This window comes from Acinetobacter sp. ANC 4178, from assembly GCF_004331175.1.
In the GTDB taxonomy this organism is placed as follows: Bacteria; Pseudomonadota; Gammaproteobacteria; order Pseudomonadales; family Moraxellaceae; genus Acinetobacter.
In genome coordinates this window covers 213476-232416 of sequence record NZ_SJOD01000004.1, presented here as the reverse complement: position 1 = coordinate 232416, position 18941 = coordinate 213476, and the positions used below count along the sequence as shown (strand labels likewise).

At 38.9% G+C, this 18941-nt stretch carries 20 protein-coding genes; 11 read left to right on the top strand and 9 right to left on the bottom strand.

Annotated features, from left to right (window positions below):
• Positions 1 to 10: 10 nt before the first annotated feature.
• Positions 11 to 1150, top strand: coding sequence for a phospholipase A (locus E0H87_RS10360; RefSeq protein ID WP_131323525.1), 1140 nt, complete (start codon positions 11 to 13; stop codon positions 1148 to 1150).
• Between the two features lie 184 nt (positions 1151 to 1334).
• Here E0H87_RS10360 and E0H87_RS10355 read toward each other — a convergent pair whose 3' ends face one another.
• Positions 1335 to 2675 carry a TrkH family potassium uptake protein gene (locus E0H87_RS10355; RefSeq protein ID WP_131323524.1) on the bottom strand — a complete coding sequence of 447 codons (1341 nt, stop codon included), beginning with the start codon at positions 2673 to 2675 and terminating at the stop codon, positions 1335 to 1337.
• Between the two features lies 1 nt (position 2676).
• Positions 2677 to 3327, bottom strand: coding sequence for a potassium channel family protein (locus E0H87_RS10350; protein ID WP_131323523.1), 651 nt, complete (start codon positions 3325 to 3327; stop codon positions 2677 to 2679).
• Between the two features lie 156 nt (positions 3328 to 3483).
• Between E0H87_RS10350 and E0H87_RS10345 the strand changes: the two genes are divergently transcribed.
• Positions 3484 to 4026 carry a hypothetical protein gene (locus tag E0H87_RS10345; RefSeq protein ID WP_131323522.1) on the top strand — a complete coding sequence of 181 codons (543 nt, stop codon included), beginning with the start codon at positions 3484 to 3486 and terminating at the stop codon, positions 4024 to 4026.
• 46 nt (positions 4027 to 4072) lie between these two features.
• On the opposite strand, the gene ilvA is transcribed toward E0H87_RS10345, so the two are convergent.
• Positions 4073 to 5611: a threonine ammonia-lyase, biosynthetic gene (gene ilvA, locus E0H87_RS10340; RefSeq protein ID WP_131323521.1), complete on the bottom strand. Its 1539-nt coding sequence runs from the start codon at positions 5609 to 5611 to the stop codon at positions 4073 to 4075.
• Positions 5612 to 5716: 105 nt separating this feature from the next.
• Between ilvA and rpiA the strand changes: the two genes are divergently transcribed.
• From rpiA to E0H87_RS10300, 8 genes are all read left to right on the top strand, one after another.
• On the top strand, positions 5717 to 6388 hold the full coding sequence (gene rpiA / locus E0H87_RS10335; protein ID WP_131323520.1) for a ribose-5-phosphate isomerase RpiA: 672 nt from the start codon (positions 5717 to 5719) through the stop codon (positions 6386 to 6388).
• Positions 6389 to 6539: 151 nt separating this feature from the next.
• Entirely contained in the window at positions 6540 to 7223 is a 684-nt protein-coding gene (locus E0H87_RS10330; RefSeq protein WP_131323519.1) for a SprT family zinc-dependent metalloprotease, read from the top strand.
• 154 nt (positions 7224 to 7377) lie between these two features.
• Positions 7378 to 8490, top strand: coding sequence for a GGDEF domain-containing protein (locus tag E0H87_RS10325; protein ID WP_131323653.1), 1113 nt, complete (start codon positions 7378 to 7380; stop codon positions 8488 to 8490).
• Between the two features lie 113 nt (positions 8491 to 8603).
• Positions 8604 to 9653: an N-acetyl-gamma-glutamyl-phosphate reductase gene (gene argC, locus E0H87_RS10320; RefSeq protein WP_131323518.1), complete on the top strand. Its 1050-nt coding sequence runs from the start codon at positions 8604 to 8606 to the stop codon at positions 9651 to 9653.
• A 78-nt stretch (positions 9654 to 9731) separates the two neighbouring features.
• Positions 9732 to 10484, top strand: coding sequence for a DUF6776 family protein (locus E0H87_RS10315; RefSeq protein ID WP_131323517.1), 753 nt, complete (start codon positions 9732 to 9734; stop codon positions 10482 to 10484).
• A 14-nt stretch (positions 10485 to 10498) separates the two neighbouring features.
• Entirely contained in the window at positions 10499 to 10912 is a 414-nt protein-coding gene (gene clpS, locus E0H87_RS10310; RefSeq protein ID WP_131323516.1) for an ATP-dependent Clp protease adapter ClpS, read from the top strand.
• Positions 10913 to 10921: 9 nt separating this feature from the next.
• Positions 10922 to 13198 carry an ATP-dependent Clp protease ATP-binding subunit ClpA gene (clpA, locus tag E0H87_RS10305; protein WP_131323515.1) on the top strand — a complete coding sequence of 759 codons (2277 nt, stop codon included), beginning with the start codon at positions 10922 to 10924 and terminating at the stop codon, positions 13196 to 13198.
• A gap of 103 nt (positions 13199 to 13301) precedes the next feature.
• Positions 13302 to 13655, top strand: coding sequence for a YnfA family protein (locus E0H87_RS10300; protein WP_131323514.1), 354 nt, complete (start codon positions 13302 to 13304; stop codon positions 13653 to 13655).
• A 6-nt stretch (positions 13656 to 13661) separates the two neighbouring features.
• On the opposite strand, the gene E0H87_RS10295 is transcribed toward E0H87_RS10300, so the two are convergent.
• The 4 genes from E0H87_RS10295 to E0H87_RS10280 all read right to left on the bottom strand — a co-directional run bounded on the left by E0H87_RS10295 (position 13662) and on the right by E0H87_RS10280 (position 16359).
• Positions 13662 to 14135 carry a hypothetical protein gene (locus tag E0H87_RS10295; protein WP_131323513.1) on the bottom strand — a complete coding sequence of 158 codons (474 nt, stop codon included), beginning with the start codon at positions 14133 to 14135 and terminating at the stop codon, positions 13662 to 13664.
• A 91-nt stretch (positions 14136 to 14226) separates the two neighbouring features.
• Positions 14227 to 15147, bottom strand: a complete 921-nt coding sequence (gene argF / locus E0H87_RS10290) for an ornithine carbamoyltransferase (RefSeq protein ID WP_131323512.1) — start codon at positions 15145 to 15147, stop codon at positions 14227 to 14229.
• Between the two features lie 106 nt (positions 15148 to 15253).
• Positions 15254 to 15904 carry a TetR/AcrR family transcriptional regulator gene (locus E0H87_RS10285; protein ID WP_131323511.1) on the bottom strand — a complete coding sequence of 217 codons (651 nt, stop codon included), beginning with the start codon at positions 15902 to 15904 and terminating at the stop codon, positions 15254 to 15256.
• Positions 15905 to 16128: 224 nt separating this feature from the next.
• Positions 16129 to 16359: a hypothetical protein gene (locus E0H87_RS10280; RefSeq protein WP_131323510.1), complete on the bottom strand. Its 231-nt coding sequence runs from the start codon at positions 16357 to 16359 to the stop codon at positions 16129 to 16131.
• Positions 16360 to 16500: 141 nt separating this feature from the next.
• On the opposite strand from E0H87_RS10280, the gene E0H87_RS10275 reads away from it, so the two are divergent.
• On the top strand, positions 16501 to 16995 hold the full coding sequence (locus E0H87_RS10275) for a CinA family protein (RefSeq protein ID WP_131323509.1): 495 nt from the start codon (positions 16501 to 16503) through the stop codon (positions 16993 to 16995).
• 307 nt (positions 16996 to 17302) lie between these two features.
• Here E0H87_RS10275 and E0H87_RS10270 read toward each other — a convergent pair whose 3' ends face one another.
• Both E0H87_RS10270 and E0H87_RS10265 read right to left on the bottom strand, forming a co-directional pair.
• Entirely contained in the window at positions 17303 to 18247 is a 945-nt protein-coding gene (locus tag E0H87_RS10270) for a phosphatidate cytidylyltransferase (RefSeq protein WP_131323508.1), read from the bottom strand.
• Positions 18244 to 18930: a lysophospholipid acyltransferase family protein gene (locus tag E0H87_RS10265; RefSeq protein ID WP_131323507.1), complete on the bottom strand. Its 687-nt coding sequence runs from the start codon at positions 18928 to 18930 to the stop codon at positions 18244 to 18246. Before E0H87_RS10265 ends, E0H87_RS10270 begins: the two co-directional genes overlap by 4 nt.
• Between the last annotated feature and the right edge of the window lie 11 nt (positions 18931 to 18941).

Below are 18941 nucleotides of genomic sequence, written 5' to 3'. Positions count from 1 at the left end.
AGGTGTATTTATGGCGTTCAAATCATTTGAACGTGGTGTGCTGTCGCTGAGCATTATGATGCTCGGCTCGGCATATACTGCTGCATATGCTCAAGATCCAGCAGAGCAAATTTCACCTGCAAGTCCAGAAGCTTGTATAGGTTTGGAGTCAAATGCAGATCGATTGGCTTGTTATGATGCTTTATTTAAGATACCTGCAACTGAAGTAAAACCAAAGGTTGCGGAGCCTGTCTTAGTCAAGCAAGCCGCAGCGAAGCCAGAACCACAAAGCTCAGAAAAACAAGGCAGCAGTTTTAGCAATTTATTTGCACTGGAAGGGTCTAAAATTGACCCGAATCAGTCTTTGTTGGATAAACGTTGGGAATTGTCGCCTGACAGTAAATTAGGGACTTGGAATATTCGTGCTTACAAGCCTGTATATTTGTTGCCTGTGTTTTGGTCAAGTCGAAAAAATGAATTTCCAGATAGCCCAAACCCACGTAATACAGTGGATGAAGATCAAAATCTAAAATCCACGGAAGCCAAGTTTCAGATTTCACTCAAGACCAAAGCGGTAGAAAATCTATTTGGCAATAATGGTGATATTTGGTTGGGTTATACGCAGTCTTCTCGCTGGCAAGTTTATAACGAAGACGAGTCGCGTCCATTTCGTGAAACCAATTATGAGCCTGAAGCGAGTTTAATGTTTCGGACCAATTATGAAATTTTGGGTCTAAATGCACGTCTTTTTGGGGTTACTTTAAATCATCAGTCCAATGGTCGTTCAGATCCGTTATCGCGCAGTTGGAACAGAGCTATTTTAAATCTGGGCTTTGAGCGTGATAATTTTGCCTTGATGATTCGTCCTTGGTATCGTTTTGATGAAAATGCCAAAGATGATAATAATCCCGACATTAAAGATTATGTGGGACGTGGTGATATTACGGCGTTCTACCGTAAAGATGATCATGATTTCTCTTTAATGCTACGTCATTCTTTGAAAGGCGGTGATGATTCTCACGGTGCAGTACAATTTGATTGGTCTTTTCCTATTCACGGAAAACTGCGTGGCCAATTCCAGTTGTTTGATGGTTATGGTGAAAGTTTGATTGATTATAATCATCGTGCAACTTATGTCGGGTTAGGGGTTTCATTGCTGAATTGGTACTGATCCTTTCTAATCTGAATTTTAAAAAGCCTGAAATGAACATTTCAGGCTTTTTCTTTAATATGGAATTACTTGTAGTTTATTCTCGCCTTGCTTTGCAGTCTTTTTTATAGGTCAGTATTTTTGTGACACATACCTTGGTAATGCTTATTTACGGCATGTTGAGTAAAGATACATTTTTGAACCCTCAACCGATTTGTATATCTGTAGATGGATGTTTTAAGCGTGTTTTTTTAGGCGTGGCAATCATATAGGCTAAAGTGAGTGGACCTAGTCGACCGGCAAACATAAGCAGCATTAAGATAATTTGGCTGGCAGGTTGTAAGTCGGAGGTAATACCACGTGAAAGACCCACAGTACAGGCTGCCGATACGGCTTCAAAGAGTAAATCGAGGAAATGGTGCTTAGGTTCTAAGAGTAATAAGGTCAAAAACCCGATAAACACCAACATGGCTGTAATAGACACTACAGCCATTGCTTTAAATGAAGTATTTTGCGGTATCGAAAAATTAAAAATACGTATTTCATCAGCACGGCGTAAAAAGCTCACTACGCTTAAAGTGACGACAATAAAAGTACCGACTTTAATACCGCCCGCCGTACTTAAAGAACCTCCACCAATAAACATGAGCACCATGGTTACCAGTGCGGATGCATCAGTCATGTCGCCTACATTTAAACTATTAAATCCAGATGAACGCGGAACGGTTGCATGAAACCAAGCATTGACTGCTTGTTCCATCGTGCTCATCGGAGCTAGTGTAAGTGGATTATTTGCTTCTAATAGCCAAAATATAACGAAGGAAAATAGATTGAGTCCTGCAATAGTCAACAAAATTAGCTTGCTATTTGGACTAAGTTTTTTCCAGCTTCTTTTATGTTTAATGTCCATTAAGACCAAGAAGCCAATCCCGCCAACGATGTACAGCAGGCTAATGGTAAATGTAATGAAATATTGGCTAGAAAAGTCCATTAAACTATTGGGAAATAAAGAAAACCCACCATTGTTAAATGCGGAAACACTGTAAAAAGCCGCATAAAAGAAAGCTTTTAAGAAATCATATTCTTGCATCCAAGCGATAGTGAGAATGAATGTGCCGATGGCTTCAAAAAATAATGAGTACAGTAGAACCGCTTTAATGGTGTGCGAAACCTTCGATAAACTGGTATGTCCGATTGTTTCCTGTGCCATGATCTGCTGTTTTAACCCAATTTTATTTGAAAGGCTCATCACGGCTAAAATGGCGAAAGTCATAAAACCTAAACCACCGCATTGGAGCAACAGCATAATGACGACTTTGCCAAATACCGTATAAGCTTCACCCACATTGACGGCAGATAATCCTGTAATTGTGACTGCCGATGTTGCTGTAAATAGCGCATGTATCCAAGATAAATCACCGTGATGGGCAATCGGTAATTTGAGTAGCAGGGTCCCAATGAGGATAAAACTTAAAAAGCCGAGTGCTAATAAGCTAGGAGGGCTTAAGTTGACCGTATTTTTGGGCTTTTTCTGGATTATTTTCATATTATTTAAAACGATTCGATAATTTGCGGAGTTGTTCCAAATGACCCTCAACCACAATGATATCGCCACGCTGTAATATCAAATTAGGGTCTACTTGATATAAAAGGTCTTTGCCGCGCTTATGTAAGATGACATTAATTTCAGAGTTGTATTCACGGATGGTTTGAAAACGAGTGCCATGTAAATTGTCTTTAATCTCAATTTTTACCATATAGCGATCATCTTCCAATGACATATAACGACTGACCATAGGATAGCTGAGTGACTGCGCAACACGGACGCCCATATCCTCTTCTGGGTGAATAATTTTATCGATGCCTAAATGGCTCAGAATCATATGGTGAGATTTTGATTTTGCTTTTACCCAAATTTTTTCGATGCCCATATTCTTGAGATGTAAAACACAAAGAATACTGGCTTCAATATCCTCTCCAATGGCCACTACAACAGCATCACAATTTTGAATATTTAATTCATTGAGTACGTGTTCATCGGTTGCATCTGCAATTACAGCATGGGTCAGTACATCAGAAATGTTTTCTACATATTTTTTATTGCTGTCGATACCCAGTACGTCATGTTTTAGCTCAACCAATTCAGTTGCAACAGTTGCACCAAAACTTCCCAAACCAATCACTGCAAATTGAGCCATGTTAGGTCCTTATCTTGTTGGGTGTATTATTATTTACACATTTAAATTTCATAATGTCTAATCATAGCCTTAATTGATGCTTGAAATGAAGTTTTGCTGTATTGACTGTACATTTAGTAGTGCAAGCAAAATGAATCAAATAATTAGGATTTTAATATGAACGAGAAGAAAATTTATAAGCAGTTAAGAAAATGGTTCCCTGAGCTGAAACAGAAGCCATTACCTAAAAAAAAGCATCGTGCAAAAGCAGAGTACCTTTTAACGTGGTTAAATACTCGGGAAAATGAGCAAACTTTTGAATATTTAATTGCGTTGAACATGCATCAATATTTGGAAAATGGACTGGCAGAGCATCCTTTTTTTCAGCACATGACCACTGAAATTGAAATGGTGCAAGCACAAATACAATCACGTGCAGATCCAATTTTAAAACACTATGAGCAATTTGAGCATGCGATAGGTCGTTTTTATCGGGTACAGGATCAAATTTTAGAAATCATCTTAGATGAAATTTATGGGTTTCTGAAATCTCAGAATTTCGCATTATTGTTGCTTTGGGGAAAAGAGCATTATTGGCTTGCTGTGCCGAATCAGTCGAAAAAAATAAAGGAATTTTGTGAGTTATTTAATCAACAATTTGATGAGACAGATTTAAAAGTAGAAAAGTATCAACCTTCAGAAATGTCGTGGTCTATTTAAATCACAAACAGAGTCATAAAGACTCTGTTTGCGTGAATTCAATTGATTATTTTAAGAAGCGTTGGTAACCAAGATTGTTGGTAATTTCCACGTATGGATAAGTAATACTTTCCAGTGTTTCAATCAATCCATCTGGATTTTGTTTGGCATCGCTGGCTTCTAAACCGACCAAAACACGACCTTCGGCAGCGCCGTGGTTACGGTAGTGGAAGAGGGTAATGTTATGGGTTGGACCTAAACGCTCAAGGAAAGTGAGCAATGCGCCCGGACGCTCTGGAAATTCTACGCGGAATAAACGTTCATTTTCTAAGTCTGCATGACCACCGACCAAGTAACGAATGTGTAGTTTTGCAACTTCATCATCAGAAAGATCATCGACATCATATTGAGTTTTCAGTAACTCATGAATGTCGTGGCGTTCTTTTTCCCCACTTTTTAGGCTAATGCCTACAAAAACTTGTGCGGCAGATGCATTGCTTGCACGATAGTTAAACTCGGTGATGTTACGACCTTGTAGTGCACGACAGAATTTGAGGAAAGAACCTTTTTCTTCTGGAATAGTTACCGCAAAAATCGCTTCTTTGTGTTCACCGAGTTCTGTACGTTCTGCGATATAGCGTAAACGGTCAAAGTTCATGTTTGCACCGCAAACAATGGACACCATGTTTTTACTGTGAATATTGTGCTCTTCAACGTATTTTTTAATACCTGCTAAAGCCATTGCACCAGAAGGTTCGACAATGCTACGACATTCGTCATAAGTATCTTTAATGGCTGCACAGATTTCATCCGTATTCACCAGAACGACTTCACGCTCAACAATAGGCCCAGAGTTATCTGATTTTTGCAGTTGTAGTACTTCAAATGGTTTTTCACCAATTTGTGCGACGGCTGTACCATCGGCAAATAGACCAACTTGAGGGAGAATCACACGTTCATTGGCTTCAAATGCCGCTTTTAAACAAGCTGATTCGTCATATTCAACAGGGATAATTTTGACATGCGGTGCAACATCGCCTAAATATGCTGCGATACCTGCGATTAAGCCGCCACCGCCAACAGCGACAAATACATATTCCACATCACGCCATTGACGTAAAATTTCATTGGCAATCGTACCTTGACCCGCCATGACCAATTCATCGTCATAAGGGGGAATAAAGGTCATGCCTTCATCTTTGGCACGTTGAATCGCATATTTATTGGCAACATCAAATGAGTCACCATGAAGAACAACATCACCGCCTAAACGTTTTACGGCTTGCACCTTAATATCAGGCGTGGTCTTTGGCATAACAATAATGGCGTGAATACCTAACTTTTGACCAGATAAAGCCACGCCTTGAGCATGGTTACCTGCTGAAGCAGTAATAACGCCACGTTCCAACTGAGATTTCGGCAATTGACTAATACGGTTATAGGCACCGCGTAGTTTGAAAGAAAAGACAGGTTGTAAGTCTTCGCGTTTAAAGCGAATGTTGTTGTTTAGCTTTTCACTAATTCGTGGCGCTGCTTCGAGTGGGGTTTCGATTGCAACGTCGTATACCGTTGCTTGTAAAATTTGTCGAACCAAACGAGACAGCATGTTAATTTTCCATCTAACAGTTTAAAATAGGCGTTTATTGTAACAAACCCCTGCACATTTGCGTTTTAAAATTGCGCAAAACGTGAAAAAAAGTTGAGTGATGTCATGAGTCTATATGCAACCCAAGATGAGAAAAAACAAGCAGCAGCGAAAGCCGCTTTAAAACACTTACCAAAAGGCGGCATTTTAGGAGTGGGTACAGGCAGTACCGTTAATTTTCTAATTGATTTATTGCCAGAACTTCAACTTGAAGCGGCTGTTGCGAGTTCAGAAGCAACGGCAGAGCGTTTAAAGAAACTTGGCATTGAAGTGGTTGATATGAACCATGTGGGTGGTTTAGACGCTTATGTTGATGGTGCTGACGAAATTGACCGTCATATGCATATGATTAAAGGCGGCGGTGCTGCTTTAACTCGTGAAAAGATTGTGGCATCAATTGCGAAGAAATTTGTGTGTATTGTTGATGATTCAAAATGGGTTGAACAATTGGGTCGTGAGTTCCCATTACCTGTAGAAGTGATTCCTATGGCGCGTTCTGCTGTGGCACGTAAAATCGTGAGCTTGGGCGGTGACCCAGTTTACCGTGAAGGTGTAGTGACAGATAATGGCAATGTGATTTTAGATGTTTATAACTTAAATATTCTGAATGCACTTGAACTTGAAAAAACCATCAATAACATTCCAGGTGTGGTATGTAACGGTATTTTTGCGTTGAATAAAGCAGATATTGCTATCGTTGCAACAGACAACGGTATTGAAGAACGTACTGCGGTTTAATTTTAAATCTCCCCAAACTCTGAGCAAATCTTAAAGCACTGCTTTAAAATTTGTGCAAGAAAACTAATGAGTAAAATGATTACTCATTCGTTTTCTCCCTCCTTTCAAAAAGGAGGGCTGGGGAGGATGATTAAATAAAAGAATAATATTAATGACCTTAGCAGACGTACCTGAAATCCAAATCACTCATCATGCTCGTGCAACGCGGTTACGTTTACGTGTGGAGCCAACTCAAATTCGCTTAACAGTTCCGAAGTTTTGTACAAAAAAACAAATACAGGCTTTTTTACAACAGTCTGAACAATGGATGATTGAGACTTGGCAGAAACAACAAGATAAAATGGGACAGCTTGATCAAAGCTTACCGATACAATTAAATCTGTTTAATCTAAAACAACCTTTACACGTTATTTATAAAACACAAAAGCAATCTTTTATTTTGGATGAACAAAATCATCAGCTTTGTGTGAGTGATCGACAGCCCGAACAATATCTCAAAGCGTTTGTGATTGCCCATGCTAAGCAGCATTTACCTCATTATCTGACACAAGTAAGTCACGAGACGGGGTTACAATATATGCAATGTAGTATTCGACAAGCAAAAACTCGTTGGGGCAGTTGTAGTGCGAAGCATGACATTATGTTGAATAGTGGTTTAGTGTTGTTTCCTCGGGAAATTACGCGCTATGTGTGTGTGCATGAATTGGCACATACGGTTTACTTTGATCATAGTGCTTATTTTTGGGGAAAAGTTGCTGAGCATGATCCAAACTTTAAACAGCATCGCCATACATTAAAGAACACAGCATTACCCTTTTGGTGGTTCTCTTCTTGAAATAGCTAAACTTCATGATGTGATGGATTTAAGTTTGAATGCGTAAATAAATCATCTACACTGCGATTACTTTTAGTACAGACTTTTAGTATTGGGCGTGAATTTTACAGATACCCATTATTTTATATTAATTGTTCCAGCTTGCCTGATCTTAATGGGAAGCTTGTTTTTAATATGCCATTATTTTTATCAGGCTCCAAAATACTTATTTTGGCTAGGTCTAGGTTATATCGTGCCTTCTTTTTCAGTGGCAGCACAAAGCTTTATGTCTAACACTGAGTTGGCGCTGTATTCTCCAGTATTGGGTGGTCTGTATTTGTTTGGTGCTTGGGCAAGTGCCTATGCAATGGCTTTAAGGAAAAAAGCGCACGCGCACTCGTTTTGGTGCTTTGGTTTAATTGCGATAGCACTATTGTTATTGAGCTATTTTTCCTATGTAGACAATCAATTATGGATCAGGATGTTGATTCTTAATTTTGCTATCGCAACAGTCGAGTCGTTGGTTTTATTCTCGATATTTCGGCATTATCAAGATGTGGATATCTTCAATAAGATTGTAGATTTTTCTTATTTATTCATTGTGATTTATACCTTTACGCGTAGCTTAATTATTTATCTTTTTTTAAGTAATATTGAAGCAGATGTGCTAGTCACCTCCGTTTGGTGGTTAATTATGCTTGCCGCAAGTATCTTTTTTAGTATGTGGTTTGCGATTATTTTATTGGGAACCTTGGTGCGAGATATTATTCATAAGTTGAATGATGAGCGCTTAAAAGACCCCTTGACCCATTTGTTAAACCGACGCGGTTTTTATGAACGGGCAAAGTTAATACTCTCACGTATACCAGAACAATCCTATTTTTTGCTCATGTGTGATATTGATCATTTTAAGCAGATTAATGATCAATATGGGCATTTGATTGGTGATTGTATTTTGCAACAGGTTGGAGAAATTATTCGAGGAAATGTTCCCGATCAAGATTTAGTTGGGCGTTTTGGCGGCGAAGAATTTATTCTGCTTCTACAAGTACAAGATCAATATCAGGCTTACGCAATTGCTGAACGTATTCGCGTCAGTATAGAAGGGAGTCAGTTATCAGTCAGCAAAATATCAGTGACTGCCAGTTTTGGTTTGGCGCAGATCATTGAGCAAGATTTTGTTCGCGCGATAGGTGTTGCAGATCAATTACTGTATTCCGCCAAGCGATCTGGACGGAATTGTATCGGTTTAGATAGTTCAAATATGATTTCTACTGCATTGAATTAAAGCTTTAACAATACTAAAACATATAAAATCCAAGTAAAACAGTTTAGAAAGCCCTAACTTCCTGTCATACTACGCAGTTACAAAATGGCTGCTTTTGAATAGGGGTAAAGCGCGTGATTTCAGTAGGTATTGTTGGTGGAACAGGTTATACAGGTGTTGAATTATTGCGCCTATTGCTTCGACATCCAAATGTACAAGTCAATGTACTGACATCACGTACCGAAAATGGCCGCCGCGTCGATGATATGTTCCCGAGCTTACGCGGTCATACAGACCTCAAATATTCAGATTTAAATATCGAACAATTAAAAGAGTGTGATGTGGTGTTTTTTGCGACACCGCATGGCGTAGCGATGAAACATGCGGAAGAACTCGTTGCAGCAAATACTAAAGTGATTGATTTAGCCGCTGACTTTCGTTTGCAAAATTTGGTGCAATTTGAAAAATGGTATGGCATGCAACATGCTTGCCCTGAGCTACTTAAAGATTCGGTCTATGGTTTATCAGAACTAAACCGTGACAAAATTAAGCAGGCAAATGTGATTGGTAACCCTGGTTGTTATCCAACAACGGTGCAACTGGGTTTAGCGCCATTATTTAAGCATAGCGACACATTGGTTAAACCTGAGAGCATTATTATTGATGCGAAATCAGGTGTTTCTGGTGCAGGGCGTAAAGCCAGCATGGGCATGATTTACACTGAAAATGCCGATAACTTCAAGGCTTATGGTGTAGCAGGACATCGTCACCATCCTGAAATTGTAGAAGCCTTAGAAAATATTTCAGGTCAAATAGGTGTTTTTGATCAAATTTTGTTTGTTCCGCATTTGGTACCTATGATTCGTGGCATGCTTAGCACCATTTATGTGGATTTGACGGAAGCAGGTGCTGCTGTTGATTTACAAACATGGTATGAACAATTCTATGCAAACGAAAGTTTTGTTGATGTAATGCCTGAAAACAGTTCACCTGAAACGCGTTCTGTACGTGGGGCGAATCAATTGCGTATTGCTCTGTATAAGCCACAACCTCAGAAATTGGTGGTTTTGGTTGCACAAGATAACTTGGTAAAAGGTGCTGCTGGTCAAGCTGTTCAAAATATGAACTTAATGTTCGGTTTTGATGAAACAGCAGGTCTAGAAGGCATTGGTTTATTACCATAAAACTTATTAAATACCTTCACACACATTTAAATTTAGATTTAAATGTGTGTTTTGAATAATTCAAAATAAGAGATGACGATGCAGAACACTGACTCGAACACTACGTCACAATCGAATGAACCTGTCAAAAAGCCTTTTCTTGAAACCAATTTGCCGCTAGTGATTGGTGCCGCCGTTTTGGTGCTCGGAAGTGGTTTTATTGGCTATTCGGTGGGGCATCGGCAGGGTTTAACAGTGGTTGGTTATGATGCAGATGCCGAACAACTGGTTGAAGTTGTACAAAAGCAAAAACAAACGCTTGAAGGCTTAAATAAAAGCATGAATACCGCAGTACAAGAGCGTGATGTCGCGGTAAGTAATTCAAATGATTTATTTACAGCATTAAATCAAGCGAAAGACAGTGAAACTCAGGCGCGTAGTCTGAGTGCACTTTATCGTGAGGTTTTACGCCAACGCGGTGGTTTAAGCTTAACTGTACAGAATTTAAGTATTAAGCCTTTACCTGAAAATGCTTTTGAATATCAATTAGATTTAGTGCAAGTTAGCCCAAGTAAAGGTAATACTTCTGGGGAAGTAGAGTTACGTCTCATTCAAGGTACTGAAGTTTTGGTTGTTCCAATGGAAGATAAAAACTTTAACTTTGATGAATACGAGCGTTTGACTGGGCGTTGGACAATGCCTAAAGGTTTTACCCCACAATTTGTAGAAGTTCGTTTAACTGGAACGAATACACCTGTAATTAAACGCTTTAGTTGGGCGAAAGGGAATGCAGTAGAATCACCATCTGCCAGTATCTCTGAAATTCCTCAAGCTGAAGCGAATGCCCAATAGTTGTAATTTATCTTATGCGAAATTCGAAACGCCAAATTTGTCTAAACGACATTAAAAGTAGTTTTTATCAGTCAGGTTTAGTGGACTGGCATTTTAATCCTCGTTTAGTGGATGAGCCTCAGCACGATGAGCATGGGGATGTTGCTGTACAAACTGCACCACCCGAATTAAAGCGTCCACCTTTGTATGCTGTCGTTTTAATGAACGATGATTACACCCCAATGGACTTTGTAATTGAAATTTTACAACAATACTTTGCAATGAATCTTGACCAAGCCACTCAAGTAATGTTAACAGTACATTACGAAGGTAAAGGTGTTGCAGGCGTATATCCAAGAGACATCGCGGAAACCAAAGCGAACCAAGTCAATAATTACGCTCGATCTCAAGGTCATCCACTACTTTGTCAGATTGAGCCAAAAGATTAAGGGGGTTACATGCTCAGTCGTCAATTGGAAGTATCATTACGTTTGGCTGTAAGCATGGCTCGTCAAAAGAGACATGAGTTCTTAACAGTTGAACATTTATTATTGGCATTGCTAGACAATGATTCTGCTGTGAATGCATTAAAAGCATGCGGCGCAGATATCATCGTCTTACGGAAAGAATTAGAAGAATACGTAGAACAACATACTCCGAAACTTGGTGAAAACAGCGATCAGGCACCGCATCCAACCGAAAGCTTTGATCGTATTCTGCAACGTGCCATTTTCCACGTACAATCGAGTGGTGGTGATCGGACTGTAGAAGGGGCAGATATTTTAGTGGCAATGTATTCTGAACGGGATTCATTTGCAGTTTATTTATTAAAACGCCATCAAATTAATCGTTTAACTTTAACGCAATACTTGTCGCATGGTACGCGTAAAGACGAAGTGCAAGTTGAAGAAGAAGCAGAGGAATTGGATGGGGAATCTGCATCTTCAGCCAATGCTGGTCCATTAGAGCTTTATACGACCAACCTGAATCATGAGGCACAAAAAGGCAAAACCGATCCGCTGATTGGTCGTGAAAAAGAAATTGAGCGTGCGGCACAAATTTTATGCCGCCGTCGTAAAAACAATCCATTACTCGTTGGTGATCCAGGTGTGGGCAAAACTTCGATTGCAGAAGGTTTGGCTTGGCTTATTGTCAATGGTAAGGCACCAAAGCCACTTGCAAATGCTGAAGTGTTTAGCCTAGATATTGGCGCCTTGGTTGCTGGGACTAAGTACCGTGGAGATTTCGAAAAGCGTTTAAAACAATTGTTGAATGCGTTGAAGAAAAGACCTGAAGCTGTGTTATTTATTGATGAAATTCATATGATTATTGGTGCTGGCTCAAGTATGGGTAGCACAATGGACGCATCGAATTTAATCAAGCCTGCTTTAGCGAATGGATCGTTGCGTTGCATTGGTTCAACCACATTCCAAGAATACCGCCAAGTGTTTGAAAAAGATCATGCGCTTTCACGTCGTTTCCAAAAAATTGATGTCAATGAGCCATCAATTTCTGAAACGATTGATATTTTACGTGGTTTAAAATCTAAATTTGAAGATTTCCATCATGTGAAATATGACGATAAAGCACTGGTTTCGGCAGTAGAGCTCTCTGCCAAGTTTATCAATGATCGCTTCTTACCAGACAAAGCGATTGATGTAATTGATGAAGCAGGTGCACAGCGTCGTTTGAAAGCTGAACAAGATGAAAGCTTGATTACCGTTGAAAATATTGAAGATATTGTTTCGAAAATTGCTCGTATTCCACCAAAAACAGTATCGAAAGATGATAAAACGGTACTTGAAAATCTTGAACGTGATTTAAAACGTGTGGTGTTTGGTCAGGATGAAGCAATTGACGCATTGTCTTCTGCCATTAAATTGTCACGCGCTGGTTTAAAATCTCCAGACAAACCTGTTGGTAGTTTTGTATTTGCGGGTCCTACGGGAGTCGGTAAAACAGAAGTTACTAAACAGTTGGCGAAATTGTTAGGCGTTGAACTGGTTCGTTTTGATATGTCGGAATATATGGAACGTCATGCAGTTTCACGTTTAATTGGTGCGCCTCCTGGTTATGTTGGTTTCGACCAAGGTGGCCTGTTAACCGATGCCATTCATAAGAATCCGCACTGTGTATTGTTACTTGATGAAATTGAGAAAGCGCATCCAGATGTCTTTAATTTGTTATTACAAATTATGGATCATGGTTCGTTAACTGATAATAATGGTCGTAAATCTGATTTCCGCAATGTGATCTTGGTTTTGACCACGAATATTGGTGCAGAAAGCATTTCTCGTATCAGCATTGGTTTTATGGAGCAAGACAATAGTCGAGATAATCAGGAAGCAATGAAACGCGCATTCTCTCCAGAATTCCGTAACCGTCTTGATGGTGTAATTCAGTTTAAAGCACTTCCTACGACTGTTATTGAAAGTGTCGTTGATAAGTTCTTGACTGAGCTGCAAGCGCAACTCGATGATAAGAAAGTTATGCTTGAAGTCGATCAGAGTGCGCGTGAATGGATGGCGGAGAATGGCTATGACCGCTTGATGGGTGCTCGACCAATGCAAAGATTAATTCAAGAACATTTGAAAAAGCCACTTGCTGAAATGATTTTGTTTGGTGAGTTGGCAGAACATGGCGGCAACGTTGCAGTTTCTGTCAAGATGGAAAATGGCGAAGCAGTAGGTTTAAAACTTGAAGTTTTTGAAGATCAAACGGCTGAACCTGCGTAAGATCAAACCGTATTGAACATCAATAACCCGTGTTAACACGGGTTATTTTTTGCTTGTGCTTTTAACATGTTTATTTAAATAGACGGATATCGCGAAAAAATTTATGGATTATCCAATTTTAAAAATTTTGACAACCTTCTTTTTATTTGTATTGACCGCTATTGCTGAAATTTTAGGTTGCTACTTTCCGTATTTAATTTTGAATCAAGGTCGTTCACATTGGTTGTGGATACCGACAGCATTGAGTTTAGCTATTTTTGTATGGTTGTTGACTTTACATCCTGCGGCATCTGGACGTATTTATGCGGCTTATGGTGGGATCTATATTTTTTCAGCACTCATGTGGTTGCGATATGTAGACCAAGTCATGCTATCAAGATGGGATGTATTGGGTGGGGCAATTGTATTAATAGGGGCTGCGATCATTATTATGCAACCCCAAGGACTCATTCGTTAAAGCCTGTTATTCAAAATTACAATCAGAATTCTTCAAATTAAGCGCATAGCTTTTTTGTTCTGCCGTGAGTTTAATTTGAACTTGATATGGATTCACTCTTTGAAATTGGTGTTCGAAAAATTTTGGACAACTATGCACTAATGTTTTTTTCATCATTTCATGGACTTGATCATCGCCAATATCTTGTGCAAATTGCTTAAAGTCAGGAGAAGTAATTAGCCCTGAGATTTCCATATGATTTGCATATAGGCGCATTTTTTCAATCACGATGTTCTGATCAAGTTGGTAAGGCATGGTGCGAGAATCTTCATCACTAATATAATCAAGAATTTCATTGAGGGCAGTGGTGTTCTTAATGGTGTAGTTTGTGTCGATAATTTTTTTCTTTAGTAAATATTGATCTAAATCTGTGGGTTGTGCCAAAGCAAGCATAGTGAAAGTGCTGGTGAATACGCCGAGAATAATCTTTTTTAATAGCATGTGTGTAAATCACTTATAGAGTTTATGGTTTTGATTATATCGTCGCAGAAATAAAAAAAGCACCTAAAGGTGCTTTTTTTATATGTAATTTTTAGTCTCTTTTAAGATTTTCATTAATCAGAAATTCAACTAGAGCTTTCTGAGCATGTAAGCGATTTTCAGCTTCATCCCAGACAACAGCATTCAAATGGTCTAGCATAGTTTCAGAAATTTCTTCACCGCGATGGGCAGGTAAGCAGTGCATGAATAAACAATCAGGGTGAGCAAGGTTCATTAATCGTTCATTGACTTGGTAATCAGCAAAGGCTTTTTCACGGGTTTTCTGTTCTTCTTCTTGTCCCATGCTTGCCCAAACATCGGTCACAATCAAGTCAGCATTGACTGCTGCATCTTCAGCAGAGTTAACTAATTCAACGCAATGAGCAAACTCTGATAAGAATTTTTCTTGTGGTTCATAACCTTTAGGTGCTGCAATTTTTAATTTGAAGCCCCACATATGCGCAGCTTCAATATAAGAGTTACACATATTGTTACCATCACCAATCCAAGCGACTGTTTTACCTTCGATTGAGCCACGATGTTCAAGGAAAGTCTGCATGTCAGCAAGTAATTGACATGGATGATGGTCATCTGTCAAAGCATTAATTACAGGGACTTTTGAATAAGAAGCAAACCGTTCAACAATATCGTGTCCAAAAGTTCGGATCATCACAATATCTAACATGCTTGAAATAACGCGTGCTGAATCTTCAATAGGTTCGCCACGACCAAGTTGGGTATCTCGTGGAGATAAGAAAATTGCGCTACCACCAAATTGGCCCATTCCAGCTTCAAACGAAACGCGTGTACGGGTGCTCGATTTTTCAAAAATCATGCCCATAACTTTACCAACGAAAGGTTGAAAAACTTCGTTGTCGTGCTGTTTTCGTTTCAATTCGATGGCACGATGCAAAATTTGGTTGAGTTCTAAAGTCGATAAATCGCGTAAAGTAAGAAAGTGACGTAGAGCCATGGTTACTCCACAATAATTGCTATTTCATGTACAGCAATTAGTTGTTGGTTGGTTAAAAGAAAAGACTAACAGTTATATACTAAAAATGTCAGGAAATGCAAAAAAACTAGGCTTTTTGATGACCGTCTAAGAAGCGGTCGACGCAATAATGAATATATTTTAAGTTTTCTTGCTCATTTTCTTGTACGTAGATATTCATGAGCACTTGCCATTCTAAATTACGGACGATGCCAAAAAAGAGTTGGGCAGAATATTGAGGTTCTTCGCATCTAATGAGTCCGAGTTCATTCGCTTTTGTTAATATACATGCAATCGCATTTTGAATATGCTTTGGGCCTTGCTCATGGATATGTTGAGCAAGTTGGGTGCTACGTTGCGTTTGTTCCATAATGAGACGAAAGAACGAAGCATTTTCAGGTAAAACGAGGTGAATTTGCAAATTCAGCAAAGTCTGAATGAGATAATGACGTAAGTCATCTTTCTCAATATTGAAGGGCATACAAATATCTTTAAAAAACTGCTCACGACGATAGTCGCAGATAGCAGTAAATAGACCTTCTTTATTCCCAAAATACTTGTAGATAGAGGCTTTAGAGCCACCAGCATGATTGACGATGTCATCCAATGAAACTGCATCATAGCCATGTTGTAAAAACAACTCATTTGCGCTTAATAAAAGTGCAAGACAACGTTCATGCCCACGTTTGGTATGTGGAACATCACGTGCGAGAGGTTCTAAATCTGCTATATCATGCATGTTTTTGAAAAGTATCTTTAAAAATCACTTGAAATTATAACAAAAGTTTGCGCAAATTTATTTAAACCATAGTATTTATATGTATTTCCGATGTTATGAGATTAATTAATAACACTATATTTATCTATTATTGTCGTGCATTCACGTTTAAATCGGATTAATCATAACATGGAGAAACTTTACTCCATGTTATTTAACTGGTTTTGCGACTTTGTTGATTAAACTTATTGCGCAATGACTTTGACTAAAATGGTTTGGCTTTCTTCAAAGTCATCTTGAATTTGTTTACGATGAAGTTCCTTACTTTTCACTTTGAAATCCCGATTTTGAAAGTGAATCACTAAAGGGATTTGATCAAAATATTGGCCATCTACATCCAATTCCTCTTCAAACAGTGGTGTGCCAAGCTGGTAATCTTTACTTTTTAAAACCACATATTTGACGGTTGTTTTCATTGTAATCTCTGCCTTTGTTTCTATGCTTTATTTTTAGTTGTATCAGTTTTTAAGCACAGAATAAACCTTTATGCTTAGGGTTTGACTAGGAAGTGGACAAATAACACTTTAAATGGCGTCATGAAGTGTCATGGGGAAATTATGCTCAAGCAATGTTGTAATGAATTAGAGCGCCAACAGCTCAAAATAGCATTCATAGAAAGTGCTAGCTCAGGTTTTTTGTGCAGCCAATTTTCTATTTATAAGCATAGTGGTGCGGAAATTTTATTGGGCAGTTTGGTCTGTTACGATCCAAGCATTAAGCTACAAGTGTTACATATTGACCCAAAATTGATTGAGCAGTATACCGCTGAGTCGGCAGAAGTTACGCAGGCTTTGGCAAATGCAGGGCAAAAACTATTTAGCGCGGCTGATGTGATTGTGGCCTGTACAGGTTTGTTAAAACCTGGCGGCAGCGCAACAGCAGAAAAGCCAGAAGGAACTTTTTTTATAACCATTCTATTTGCTGGGAAATTACATGCTTACCGTTATTTGATTACAGGAACGCCAGTACAAAGATTAAATGAGCTGACAGAAAAAGTCGCAGCATCAGTTCTGTTATTAATTACAACGGACAATAGATTGTCAGCAGGATAAGAAAAATTTGATGTTTGGCTGATAATGTTTCATTTATGTCTATAAATGTCAAAATTTGTCACACTTTTAGGTTGTAAATGTAGCTTAAACGTGTCTAAATAGAACTACCTCTTAAGAAATGGGGGTGGGGTATGAAAGCTTTAGAATTATTAGTAACGTCATCGTCGGTTCTGATGTTGATGGTTGTAGTTTATGCCTTTGGGCAAATGATGCATTAACGACCTTGAAAATATCATCTTATTTAAGATAAACCCTAGTTTTATAACTAGGGTTTATGTTGTGTGGTATAAAAAAGAAAGGCTTCTTTTTAACTCCACCAATACCGCAAAATATGAAAAAAAATTGGTGCTGAGAAGCAAATGGAATCTATGCGGTCTAACATGCCGCCATGACCATGAATCAGTTGCCCCCAGTCTTTGACACCTCGGTCTCTTTTAATTGCAGACATAACCAAACCACCAAAGAAGCCAAAGATGCACACAATCAATCCAATGAGTGCTGCTTGCCAATAACTAAATGGTGTTAGCCATTTCATAAGAATGCCTAGCCCTGTTGCCAAGAAAATACCACCTAACAGACCTTCAATGGTTTTGGAGGGTGAAAGTATCGGTGCAACTTTGTGTTTTCCAAATAGTTTTCCGCAGACATATTGCAGTACATCAGAGGCTTGTACCACAATAATCAGCCAGATGGCCAGCCAGATTTTTTCGCCTTGAAAGCCCGGCAATTTTAAATTGATGAGGGCTGGAACGTGCGAAATACAAAAGACACAAACCATGAGTCCCCATTGGATTTTGGCACTTCGCTCTAAAAAGTGTTTGGTGTCTTCCTGTTTCAAACTAGCGATTGGAATTAAAAGAAAAACATACAAGGGAATAAAAATGGAATATAGACCGTACCAATCGATATAGACCAAATAATATTGATAAGGAATAACAAAATAAAAAGCGATTAATAATGGAAAATAATCACCACGGCGTGTGGGCAGTAGACTGATAAACTCTCTCAGTGCAAAAAGTGAGATGAGGGCAAAAAGCAGAATAAAAGTCACTTTTCCCATTAATATCGCAGTCGCAAGAACGACTAACATGACCCACCAAGCATTGATACGTGCGTTTAAATTATCAATAACAGGTGAAATTTGCTGAGCAGTACGCTTCTTTAAGATCCAACCGACGGTTGAAGCGAAGATGAGAATTCCAGTAAAAATTGCAAAGAGCAAATAGGTTTGCTGTAAGTTGGTTGCTGTCATTGGAACTCAACCTCTTTTAATTCTAATAATGCTTTTTGTGCTTGCAATAAGAAGTCATTTTTATCTGTATGGGATGTAAATGTTAATGGAGCACCAAAAATTACAGTCGATAATAAGGGTAATGGGACTAAAGCCCCTTTGGGCATGACACGTTTAAGATTGGAAATCCAAACAGGAATAACTTCAACTTCTGGAAATTGTTGGCTTAAATGATAAAGCCCACTTTTAAAGGGTAACAGTTCTACATCATCATTCAGGTTACGCGTTCCTTCGGGGAAGAAAATAATAGAATCGCCTTGCTGAAGGACATTTTTTATCGGTTCAAGAGGGTCTGACTGCCCATCATGATTCCTTTGAATTGTCACACCTGTAAAGGTGTCATGAATGAGAAAGCGTCGAAAGCCATCTTTCAGCCAATAATCTGACGCTGCTACAGGGCGTGTTTTACGGCGGACAGGCGTTGGTAATGATGACCACAGTAAAATAAAATCGATATGGCTATTGTGATTGGCATAGTAAATTCGTTGCTTGGTGGCAGGTTTGCAACCGATCCATCGACTACGCGCACCTGTTAATAGCCGTGCGCTACGACGGGTTAAAAAAGCAATAAAACGTGCCAGTGACTGAGAAAGAAAATGGGCTTTATGGTCGGTTTCAGCTGAGGAAGAATTTGTACTTTGCATAAAGTCACCGA